Here is a 5,315-nt window from a genome sequence, read left to right on the forward strand (position 1 = left end):
AGAAAGAATAGCAATATTTACAAAGATATTGGCAATGACACCTTCAAAGAAAACCACTTGATTGCTCCGTTGGAGTTTATTTTCTGCCACCGTGGCTAGGAATCCTTTTGGATCGATATGTGCAAAGGCTGTGGTTTGATTAAACAGAAAAGCTACGATTAAAGCACCAATTAAATTAAAGAAGGTACAATAAAGAAGAATCTCCAAAGCTTTCTTCCAGTGAATTTTCTTTAGATAGGTTCCCGCCGTCAAATACATCATATTTGAGGTGGTTAATTCCGCATTTAAGAATAAGAGGTAAACCAAGCCCCAGGCAAAGATGAATGGAAATAGAAAACGACCAGATCCAGGTACAAAGGTATTTAATAAGTCAGCCGCAACTGCTCCGACCGCCGTACTTAAAGTAAGAAATCCTCCAGCAAAAATAGAACGGACTGCATAACGCGTTTTAGATTTCTGATAGAGATCTTCCTTCTTATTACACGCCGCTCCAACTTTTTGAATAAAATTAGATTCAGACATAATAGTCTCCTTATATAATGTTTGTGAATAAACTCATTATATCATAGACAAAATGGTTTGAAAAGGTTTTCAGGAAGAATTCTTAAATTCACAATATATACGTTTTAAATCATATTCCAGGAAATAATAAAAAACAGGCATCTGCCTGTTTTAGTTTTAATAATTCAAACGGTTCGCCCAAGCGATATCCAAATTCAAGATTTCTTGTGAAGTGAACTGTTGACGATATGGATTGTATACCGAACCTGTAATACCACCTTGAACATTTGGTGAATCATATTGAGTCAAATTATAGGTTTCAATGATATTATTGAGCTTTGCGTAGTAGCTAGTATCTGTCGCATAAACACCTGTCAAAGCTGCTGTTGCGTCTTGATAACTTGATGTGTTACTCTTCCAAGCACCTGCAAAATGTCCTTGTTTCAAAACTGCTACATAGTCTTGCAATGATTCATAGTAAGATGGGTATGAACGGAATGCATCATTAATCGTATACGCGTTTCCAGCACCATCATCTTCCCAAGTTTGCATCACTGCAGATTGCCCAGCATAACTTCCTTTAATTCCAAAAAGGTTGTAATGTGGATAAGAAGCCAAACCAGACTGTCCTGATCCACTTTCCAAGATCGCTTGTGCAATCATAACGGAAGCATAAAGATCATTCTCTTGACCAAGCTGACGAGCTGATTCACCAATTTGTGAGATGAAAGCTTCAGTTGGGTCTGAATATGCTTGGTAAGTTCCATCATTAGCACCAACTGATGTTACGTGCTCGCTCATAGCAGCAGCAAATGTCCCCACTGCTAATACAGAAACGAACAAACCAAATAATTTCGTTTTATTCCGTATTTTATTTTTCATAATACAATTTATCTCCAATTAATTTTTTATCATCTTTTATCTTTATAGAAATTATACCATATAAAAGAAAGAAAACAAAGCCACTTATATTACACTTCTATTACAATTGCGAGATAAATCCAAAACAAAAATGACATTTTCATGTCATTTCAATTTATTTCGTAAAACGCATTTTCTAAAATAGCATCCCATGACTTCTCTATACCTTCCTTCGTTACAGAAGAAAAGATGATAAAGTCATCAGATGGATCAAATTCTAATTTTTTCTTGATAATAGATTCATGCTTGTTCCATTTTCCGCGTGGAATTTTATCTGCTTTGGTTGCTACCAAGATCACAGGGATTTCATAGTATTTTAAAAATTCATACATCTGAATATCATCTGCAGAAGGTTCATGACGAAAATCGACCAGACTGACAACGGCTTTTAGATTTTCACGGCTGGTCAGGTATTCTTCAATCATGCGTCCCCACTTCTCCCGTTCTTTTTTAGAGACACGTGCATAGCCATAACCAGGTACATCCACTAAGCGTAATTTATCATCGATATTGAAGAAGTTTAACAACTGAGTTTTACCTGGTTTACCAGAGGTTCTAGCAAGATTCTTTCGATTTAAGAGAGTATTGATAAAAGAAGACTTGCCGACATTTGAGCGACCGGCAAGTGCAACTTCTGGAATCTCATCTTGAGGATAATGACTCTTATTCGCAGCGCTTAAGAGAATATCCGCATTATGTGTGTTTATTTCCATATTTAATCTTTCTATGCTGTTTCAAGAACTGGTTTTTCTGTTCCGTCAACTGCTTCTTTTGTGATTCGGACAAGTTTGACATCTTCTTGACTAGGAATTTCAAACATGACATCCATCATGGTTTCTTCGATAATCGAGCGAAGTCCACGAGCTCCTGTTTTTCTTTCGATGGCTTTATTAGCAATCTCTTGAAGGGCTTCATCATCGAATTCCAATTCAACATTGTCATAAGAGAGCAAGGTTTGGTATTGTTTTACCAAGGCATTGCGTGGCTCTTTTAGAATACGGACAAGATCCTCAACTGTCAATTGTTCAAGAGCTGCAAAGACTGGAAGACGGCCAATCAATTCTGGGATAATACCGAATTTTTGAATATCTTCTGCAACAATTTCTTGCATGTAAGAGCTGGATTCATCGATGGCTTTATTGTTCTTACCGAAACCGATGACTTTTTCACCGAGACGTTGCTTAACAATTTCTTCGATTCCGTCAAAGGCTCCTCCTACGATAAAGAGAATATTCTTGGTATCCACTTGAATCATCTCTTGTTGTGGGTGTTTGCGTCCACCTTGAGGTGGTACACTAGCGACAGTTCCTTCGATGATCTTCAAGAGAGCTTGTTGCACTCCTTCACCAGAGACGTCACGTGTAATAGAGACATTTTCACTTTTCTTAGCAATCTTATCAATTTCATCGACGTAGATGATGCCTCGTTCTGCGCGCTCGATATTGAAATCAGCTGCTTGAAGAAGTTTCAAGAGAATATTTTCAACGTCTTCACCCACATAACCGGCTTCTGTCAAGGCTGTTGCATCAGCAATAGCAAATGGGACATTCAAGCTACGTGCTAAGGTTTGGGCCAAGAAAGTCTTACCCGAACCAGTAGGTCCAATCATGAGGATGTTTGATTTTTGCAATTCAACATCTGTCTCGTCTTCGCGCGTATCATGGAAGTTAATGCGTTTGTAGTGGTTGTATACCGCTACAGCAAGGGCACGTTTTGCACGATCTTGACCGATGACATAGTGGTTCAAGATATTGAGCAATTCGATTGGTTTTGGAACTTCACTAAGGTCAGCAAGGACTTCTTCAGCAAGCTCCTCCCGGATGATTTCTTGAGCTAACTCTACACATTCATTACAGATAAACGCATTGTTTCCTGCAATGATTTTTTGGACTTCATCTTGGCTCTTTCCGCAAAATGAACAATAAACCATCATATCATTATTTTGATTCGTTGGCATGTATTTCCTCTTTCTGTCATTTTCTGTTTCTATTTAGTTTAAAATAAGGTCATGTAAAAGGCGTGAATGGAATTCACAAGATTGGTAAAAGCATTTAGTAAGAATAAAATAGCGAGGCCAAACCGTTTTTTACGAAAGGTTTGTAAGGCGCAAATCAAACAGATGACACATAGGACAGCTGTAAAAAAACCAAAGACACTTCGCTCCATTAGTCTAAATCCTTTCTCTTGTAATAGTTGACCGTGAAATCGTATGGATTTTTCTCATCTTTTAAATGGGGAACTTGACGGACTCTTTCATAGTGACTCTCTTCAAATTTTGGTGCCAATGCGTCTCCATCAATATCTGCATGAATCATGGTCTGGATCAACTCTTCTAACTGATCAGAAAAGAGCCTTAAAATCTGACTACCTCCAATAATGTAAAGATTCTTCTCTTGGTTCTGATACCACTCCAAGACTTCTTCTTTGCTATGCATGACGAGTACAGCGTCATTTTCAGGATCGTAGGCTTGATCTTGGGTTAAGATAATGCTAGTCCGACCTGGCAAAACCCGTTTTTTCATACCATCAAAGGTCACTCTTCCCATGAGAATCGCTTGTCCCATGGTTGTTTCTTTGAAATGCTGAAGCTCAGCTGGCAGATGCCAAGGCATGACTTGGTCCTTTCCAATAATGCCATTTTCAGTTTGAGCCCAGATACCAATTATCTTTTTCATTCTCTCATCCTTTACACTGATACTTCTATTTTATCAAATTTTCTTATAAAAGACTGATTTCAACTATCTAGTTTGGAGGATATTTTTTCAAATACAAACAGAAAAAACCGCGAGATTTTCGCGGTTTTTCTTAGCCACAAGTTAGCTTAGTCTTCTTTTTTGCGTTTTGCAAATCCAAACAATGAGAGACCTGCTAAAGCACTAAAGATTGCAAGACCAGCAGTAGAAGATTCTTTTGTTCCTGTATTTGGAAGTTGTGCAGTAGGATTTTGTGGATCGATATACTTCACTTCTTCTTTCGTTTCTGGAACGACAGGAATCGTTGGCTCTTCTGGTTTTGGTTGTGGAGTAGGTTGTGGAGTAGGTTGTGGAGTAGGTTGTGGTTGCGGCTGTGGAGTAGGCTGTGGCTGTGGCTCTGGTGTCGGAGTTGGATCCGGTGTTGGAGTTGGTGTCACAGCCTTCTTGTAGATATGTTGCGTATTTCCATCTTTATCTACAACAGTCTTCACGAAGTCATAACCTGGGATTTCTTTCTTCGGTTGTTCCCCATCTTCTGTAGGGTTACCTGGGATAGGAACACCATTTTCGTCTACGTATGAAGTTGTAACTTTTTCATAGACGTGTTCAGTATCACCATTAGGCAATTTCTTCGTTTCCACAAAGCGGTAACCTGGAATTTCAGCTTTAGGCTCTTCTCCATCAACTGTAGGGTATCCTGGGATTTCCTTACCTTCTTTATCAACAAACTTAGTGATTGGAAGAACAGTTGGTGTGTAAGTTGCAGAAGCTTTGGTTCCGTTCACATCTTCACGAACCACTGTCACTGCTGGTGCAGTACCAGTAAATTCAGGTTCTGGAGTGAAGGTTACAGTTCCGTCTGCTGCCACTGTGTAAGTACCAACACCTGGAATTGTCTTCGTAGTTGAACCATCTTCAAATGTTGCTGGAACTTCGTCATTCATTGGTACACGGCTATCACCTTCTGTGAAGCTTGGTTTACCTGTTTGAGTAGCACCCTTCTTACCAATTGAAGTAACTGGTTCACCCGTTGGAGCAACTGGTGTTACTGTTGGTGTGTATGTTGCAGTAACTGGAGTACCATTCTTATCAACACGTTTCACGGTCACACCTGTACCTGTTCCTGTGAATGATTTATCTGGTACGAAGGTTACTGTTCCGTCTGGAGCAACTGTGTAAGTTCCTTCACCTGGAATGGTC

General features: G+C 39.2%; 6 protein-coding genes. All 6 read right to left on the reverse strand.

Going from position 1 to position 5,315, the window contains the following annotated elements:
- Positions 1–522, reverse strand: a 522-nt coding sequence (locus ADI76_RS06810) for a formate/nitrite transporter family protein (RefSeq protein WP_049515306.1), incomplete at its 3' end; no start/stop codon positions are given.
- Positions 523–678: 156 nt separating this feature from the next.
- Positions 679–1,383 carry a glucosaminidase domain-containing protein gene (locus ADI76_RS06815; RefSeq protein WP_049515308.1) on the reverse strand — a complete coding sequence of 235 codons (705 nt, stop codon included), beginning with the start codon at positions 1,381–1,383 and terminating at the stop codon, positions 679–681.
- Positions 1,384–1,532: 149 nt separating this feature from the next.
- Positions 1,533–2,135, reverse strand: coding sequence for a ribosome biogenesis GTP-binding protein YihA/YsxC (yihA, locus tag ADI76_RS06820; RefSeq protein WP_049515310.1), 603 nt, complete (start codon positions 2,133–2,135; stop codon positions 1,533–1,535).
- 11 nt (positions 2,136–2,146) lie between these two features.
- Complete coding sequence (gene clpX, locus ADI76_RS06825) at positions 2,147–3,379, reverse strand: ATP-dependent Clp protease ATP-binding subunit ClpX (RefSeq protein WP_009731088.1); 1,233 nt, start codon at positions 3,377–3,379, stop codon at positions 2,147–2,149.
- A gap of 208 nt (positions 3,380–3,587) precedes the next feature.
- Positions 3,588–4,097 (reverse strand): dihydrofolate reductase, encoded by a 510-nt coding sequence (locus ADI76_RS06835; protein WP_049515312.1) that lies wholly within the window; start codon positions 4,095–4,097, stop codon positions 3,588–3,590.
- Positions 4,098–4,243: 146 nt separating this feature from the next.
- A partial coding sequence (locus ADI76_RS06840) for an LPXTG cell wall anchor domain-containing protein (protein WP_152905774.1) occupies positions 4,244–5,315 on the reverse strand: 1,072 nt, incomplete at its 5' end.

This window comes from Streptococcus parasanguinis, assembly GCF_001074805.1.
Taxonomy (GTDB): domain Bacteria; phylum Bacillota; class Bacilli; order Lactobacillales; family Streptococcaceae; genus Streptococcus; species Streptococcus parasanguinis_A.